Raw genomic sequence first — 4,765 nt, forward strand, 5'->3', positions numbered from 1 at the left:
TAACCAAAAAGAAAAGAAGAATTATGGTAAGTGTCCATATTTTATAGTAATGGACACAAGTTTACAGTAGTTTACACTATTGGACAGTAATGAATACAAGTGATCACTCAATAATCACCTGCAATAAATAGAATTAATAAAAAAGTCATGAAAATAGATTATTACAAGAAAAAGACATATAAGAGACCATATCGCCAGTTTGATATAACGGAAATATTAAGGCAGATACAGGATGGTACATATCGGAATGAAGTTGAAAAGGTCAGAAAGGCTACAACACAGGAGGAAAAGGATGCGGCAAAATATGAGGCATCCGGATTTACTTTCTCCGGCACTTTCAAGGAACGGAGGAGTGACAGTCTGATTCAACATAGCGGATTGGTGGCTATTGACATTGACGGACTGAATGAACGTGTGGGAGAAGAGAAGGAAAGGCTGGAACAAAACCCGTATACCTTCTCCGTTTTCCGCTCAATTTCGAATACAGGCCTTAGAGTATTGGTGAAAGTTCCCGACGGGCTGGACGCTCATACACATAAACTATACTATAATGCCATAGGAAAGTTTCTCAACGTGGAAAGCGACTCACAGGCACAGGATGTTTCACGATATACCAATGTGACCTATGACCAGGAACTTTATTACAATCCGGATTCTCTGATATGGAATATGGAGACTGAAAATACACAACAACCGGAGCAGATAAAGACCGGAGCAAGAAATGAAAGGAAAATTGAATATTATAAAGGAGGTGTGATTATGGATGAAGATGAGAAAATACAGGTTATACTCTCATGGACCAGAAATGAGTTTAAAGAGGGGAGCAGGAACAGGTGTGTATATGAAGCCGCCTGCAACCTGTGTGAATATGGAGTGACCGAAGATAAGGCGCTTGAGGTTCTGGCAGAATATGCGGAAACAGGGTTCTCTGTTGATGAGATAGAGAAGGCGGTCAGAAGTGCATATAAACATACACAACCATGCAGCAAGGAATTATACAGAAAAGAGCCGTTGGGTGAGATGAAGGAGCTGTTTTCAAAAGTTAAAACCGACACGGATTCTAAAAAAGAACAGGACTCTTCATGTTGTCATCTTTGGGAGTTCATGTCAGTTTATAGACCCGGAATGAAAGTTGTTATCGTAGACAGTGACGAGGTTGCTGAAAGGATGGGACAAATCATACCCGGATTCCAATGGTTCTCAACAAACGGGCAACAACTCACAGCCCAGCTACTCAGAGATATACCTAAATCACAGGGAGTATTGGTCTGTCCCCGTTTGCAGAAGTCACTATATGGTTATCAGTGGAAAAAAGAGGTAGAAGACCTGCAATGGGACGGCTGGTATAACTTGAAAGTCTGGAGATGGTGGGAGAAGTTTAGCCCCGACATAGAAGACTATCTGAACGAATGCTCAGTCTATGATGTGATTTGCAGGGAATAGAGTAACAAAGGAGAGAATGCTTTTACAGCATCATCTCCTTTACCTTTTTCATCAGATGGACCTAGCTAATATAAAATTACCACTCTCTTATGTCAAAAAGTTTCACCATAGAATATAATTTAACACACAAAAACCGACTATAACCTTCCAAAAATATACTCCAGTAGTACTTACAACAGAGAAGTTAAAGACGACTTCTTAATGTTAGCAAAAAAATTACTGGAAATACTTCTTCCATTCTGCCTTTTTCAATCCCATAAAATTCAGTTCCAGAATTTGTATAGTGAAATAACCAGGCACACTGCTTTCCATGAAAGGTATTCCGTCTCGTATCTGAATTGGTTTACGAATCATACCAGCTTTAGTCGGCGTTCCATTATCTAGATTATTTTCCAAGTCCGTGTCATTATTATCGGTGATATATAAGTAGGTTATTTCTCCTTGAGAATCAAATTCTGCTCCCCAAATGTTAATAGCGTGTGTCTGCCTTCCAAAGGAATGGGCGCATCCTATGGCTTTTTGTCCGGATAGAGCTTCTTTTATGATTTCCGTAAAACGATAGCGAAAAGATTGACACGTTTCGCATACCGAGCAATTTTCACCAAGCACTTCCTTAAAGAAACCGGCTTCCTGTTTAGCTCCGTTAAGAAACTTTCCGGTGAAGAACCAGTTTAATGCAGCAGCCACATTATTACCAGTATTCGAGAAATTTTTTTTGTAAAAATCAAACACCTCACAATCCAACGAACCATTATAGCGGGATGGCCCGTCATATCCAAACCTATTTACATATTCCTTGTTTTGTTCCAACCACCAATAAATGATATTGGATACAGAAGCAGCCCAACAAAGGTTATTATCACTATTGGGTTGCTCTCCCCATACATCTTTTTTATTACAATCAAACCAACCGTATGCTTTATTCCATTTCAGCCCCCGCACCTTGCTTGGTGTTAAGTACGCATACTCCCACATTTGTGGATCCGGCATACCTGTGAGACCATGTGTCCATACCACTTTTCCGCCCATTCTTGCGGAATCTCCGGTTCAGGATCGGGATCAGGCTTCTCCGGTTCGGGATCAGGATCAGGCTTCTCCGGTTCGGGATCAGGATCAGGTTTCTCCAGATCAGGTTTTTCATTATCCGGATTTATTTCTTCCAGCGGAGGAATAATCACTTCATCAAGAGGTTCATCCTTATCGCATCCATCAAGAAAAACTGATAAAGAGACGATTGAAAGAACAAGAATAAAAATTTTGAATCGTTCCATATCTATTATATAAGGTTTTAATAATAAATTTTGCAAAAATACAAATAAACCACTCATGTTCCAAATCTATAGAAATGAGTGGTTTATAAAATACAATTTCTAACTAAATAGTATAATTAATTATTTCTGATAAACAGTAACTTCAGTAATATTGATGTAGTCTGCTTCTTTAATAGGGATATCCATCTCAATCTTAATATATTGTGCTTTTACAGGAACTAAGAAGATAAAGTCAGATGCACCATTCTTTTCAACAGCATTCTCAATCGTTCCTACTTTAGTCCAAGTGGAATTATTACTAGAAAGAGAAATCGTCACTTCTTTATAGAAGTTGCTTGGATTGCTACCAAGATATTTAACTCTGATACCAGAGAAAGTTTGAGCATTCTGCATATCTACAGTAAAAAGGAAATTGCTTCTTGGTACAAACCTCTTAGCTGCAACAAATATTTCTATAGCTTTGTTACTATCGTTACCGTCTACCAAGCTATTTTCGCCATATTTTATTAAGTTATCAGGAAAACGGCTACTGAGAATATCAGAATCAATCTCAGATATTTCCCAACCTTTTTTGTTCAATTGGTGCCAGCTTTCCGGTATCGGTTTTTCCGGCTGTTCCAAATTCTTAACCATCTTCTCTATATATACTGTCATAAGGTCTCTTGTGTCGTCTAATTTTACCGTTGAATCTTCAGTTTTAATCTCAAATTGTAGATTCAAGTTAAACTTCTCGGCTATTTCACCATTCTCCAACATAAAATTAGCACCTAATTCCCAATCAAATGTAACAGATTTACTACCTTGAGGAATAATAACAGGGGAACCATCATTGATAACAATATCATCCAAAAACTGAGCATACAAAGAACAGATGAACTTTTAGACAATATTGTACATAGTTATTATTATGTAGCAAAGTCCACATATAGTAAACCCCAATGGCATATAGATTTCCAAATAAGGAATATTTATATCTCAGCAAGATACCATATCTATTCTACAGGATCAGATGAAGATTCCAATAGTACTGTAATTAAGAGTGATTATCCTTTTATTTATCAACCGAATGCTATTGGAATCAGTTCATATCCACTACCAATAGCAGGATAAAACTGTAGAAAATGAATAAAGAAAATATAATTTTTGAAATAAAAAATAGTAATCTATCAGAAGAATGTAAAGAGGAAACAATCCAGATCATCAAACAATACAGTACAATTGATGCAAATACCATTTTACTGATAGTATATAAACTGATAGAAATAAGCCCTAAAATATTGGACTATTTCTCGTTGAAATAATTTTTATACTTAGAATTATGAACATAGGAAATGCTGTAAAAATACTTAGGAAAAATAAGCGAATTTCCCAAAAGGAGCTGGCAAAATTATGTGATATATCAGCAAATGCTTTATGTAGTATAGAACAAGGAGAATCATTCCCTGAAAAAAATACAATTATCAGAATATGTAAAGCTTTGGAAATTCCAGAATCCTATCTGTTATTGTTCAGTATTTCAGCAGAAGATATTCCCGAAAATAAGCGGATTCTTTACAATACATTGTGTGAATCTATTAAGGAAGACTTAATTCATAATCTGTAAAAAAGCTATAGGAGACCGAACGTTTATATTGTTCAGCCTCCTCTTTTTATTGGCTATTTCTTTCTTGACTTGTATCTCCTACGTTCACAGCCAAAGATATTATGTGAGTAGGCGTATTCAATTATTTCTGTTATATCATAATCTGAAATAAGCTCTTCGATGAATGATTTGGCTCTGTCTTTCTCTACTCCTGCCTTACATAGAACTCCGGCATAAGACATCGCCGTATTGTTCCTTCCGTTGGCAATAGATTTTCCGGTCCAGATACTTCCAAGGATACGGATTATACCACTATCAAAATAATCAGTTTGTTTAGGGCTTTCTGTACATAGATAATAAATGGCATCTTTGTTGAACTTATTATTATTCTGATTTGTTTCTTCCTAATAATACTTTATGCGAATCAGTATTTGATTTATTAGTTAAAAATTAGCGTAATTAGTGCGAT

At 36.5% G+C, this 4,765-nt stretch carries 5 protein-coding genes; 2 read left to right on the forward strand and 3 right to left on the reverse strand.

The features are described from left to right. Window positions 1-147 precede the first annotated feature (147 nt). Window positions 148-1,443, forward strand: a complete 1,296-nt coding sequence (locus ACT8YW_RS19605; protein WP_444106870.1) for a BT4734/BF3469 family protein — start codon at window positions 148-150, stop codon at window positions 1,441-1,443. 216 nt (window positions 1,444-1,659) lie between these two features. On the opposite strand, the gene ACT8YW_RS19610 is transcribed toward ACT8YW_RS19605, so the two are convergent. The 3 genes from ACT8YW_RS19610 to ACT8YW_RS19620 form a co-directional block, all read right to left on the reverse strand. Then, window positions 1,660-2,472, reverse strand: coding sequence for an IdeS/Mac family cysteine endopeptidase (locus ACT8YW_RS19610; RefSeq protein ID WP_444106871.1), 813 nt, complete (start codon window positions 2,470-2,472; stop codon window positions 1,660-1,662). Next, window positions 2,397-2,714, reverse strand: a complete 318-nt coding sequence (locus tag ACT8YW_RS19615) for a hypothetical protein (protein WP_444106872.1) — start codon at window positions 2,712-2,714, stop codon at window positions 2,397-2,399. Before ACT8YW_RS19615 ends, ACT8YW_RS19610 begins: the two co-directional genes overlap by 76 nt. Window positions 2,715-2,834: 120 nt before the next feature. Then, entirely contained in the window at window positions 2,835-3,563 is a 729-nt protein-coding gene (locus tag ACT8YW_RS19620; RefSeq protein ID WP_444106873.1) for a discoidin domain-containing protein, read from the reverse strand. Between the two features lie 469 nt (window positions 3,564-4,032). Here ACT8YW_RS19620 and ACT8YW_RS19625 point away from each other — a divergent pair, with 469 nt between their 5' ends. After that, entirely contained in the window at window positions 4,033-4,317 is a 285-nt protein-coding gene (locus ACT8YW_RS19625) for a helix-turn-helix domain-containing protein (RefSeq protein ID WP_287818649.1), read from the forward strand. The last annotated feature ends 448 nt before the right edge of the window (window positions 4,318-4,765 follow it).

It is taken from the genome of Bacteroides sp. (assembly GCF_052357945.1).
In the GTDB taxonomy this organism is placed as follows: domain Bacteria; phylum Bacteroidota; class Bacteroidia; order Bacteroidales; family Bacteroidaceae; genus Bacteroides.

What these genes read in the sequence shown, in the direction of transcription:
- ACT8YW_RS19605 (WP_444106870.1), top strand. Translation starts at nt 148, where the DNA reads ATGAAAATAGATTATTACAAGAAAAAGACATATAAGAGACCATATCGC.
- ACT8YW_RS19610 (WP_444106871.1), bottom strand. Translation starts at nt 2,472, where the DNA reads ATGGGCGGAAAAGTGGTATGGACACATGGTCTCACAGGTATGCCGGAT.
- ACT8YW_RS19615 (WP_444106872.1), bottom strand. Translation starts at nt 2,714, where the DNA reads ATGGAACGATTCAAAATTTTTATTCTTGTTCTTTCAATCGTCTCTTTA.
- ACT8YW_RS19625 (WP_287818649.1), top strand. Translation starts at nt 4,033, where the DNA reads ATGAACATAGGAAATGCTGTAAAAATACTTAGGAAAAATAAGCGAATT.